The sequence below is a fragment of the Parageobacillus sp. G301 genome (genome assembly GCF_030268025.1).
Taxonomy (GTDB): Bacteria; Bacillota; Bacilli; order Bacillales; family Anoxybacillaceae; genus Parageobacillus_B; species Parageobacillus_B toebii.
The window spans coordinates 1-643 of sequence record NZ_BSDB01000007.1; the positions used below are offsets into that span (position 1 = coordinate 1).

The following is a 643-nucleotide window of genomic DNA, read 5'->3' on the forward strand; positions in this document are numbered from 1 at the left end:
TAGAAGCAATGAAATGCTTAGGCTTTCTAAAAGGCAGTCATTGTCCGCATTATGATGGAGAGTTAGACATAAGGCATTCATATCATAAACTAATTTATTCTGGAGCCATACAAGCTGGTATTGCAGCGGATGACGGAGTTGCCATCCACTATATCGAACAAAACATAAGTAATATAGTTAGTTCTAGACCAAAGGCAAAGGCTTATAAAGTTTATTTGGATAACAAGGTGATGAAGGTGATAGAGGAAGAGCTTCAGACGAATTTTTTAGGTTCCTATTAAGCCGATATGGAAGAACGAATTAACTTCAACATCTGTGGTGAAACTCGCTTTATGGGAACGGGACAGTTTAGTCCAATAAAGAAACAACTTTCATCGTAAAATATCCCACGGTAATATTAACCAAAAATTATAAGTGAGGAGAAGTTGGTCATCAAAGCCTTACAAAGAGTTCTCAACATCGAAAAACCGACGGGGAGAGTCATTCACCACTCGTATTGAGGATAAAAGTAGGAAAGGGTGACATATGTGAAAATGAGAACAGAACAAGAAATGTTGGATTTAATCATAACATTTGCTAAGCAAGATCATCGTATACGTGGAGTGCTAATGAACGGTTCTCGTGTAAATCCAAATATAAATAA

At 36.9% G+C, this 643-nt stretch carries 2 protein-coding genes; both read left to right on the forward strand.

Annotation, left to right across the window (positions count from 1 at the left end; all coding sequences use genetic code 11):
- The coding region (locus QSJ37_RS17870) for a Type 1 glutamine amidotransferase-like domain-containing protein (protein ID WP_285756519.1) at positions 1–281 on the forward strand (281 nt) is incomplete at its 5' end.
- Between the two features lie 252 nt (positions 282–533).
- Positions 534–643: aminoglycoside 6-adenylyltransferase (locus QSJ37_RS17875; protein ID WP_285756520.1), on the forward strand; the 110-nt coding region annotated here is incomplete at its 3' end.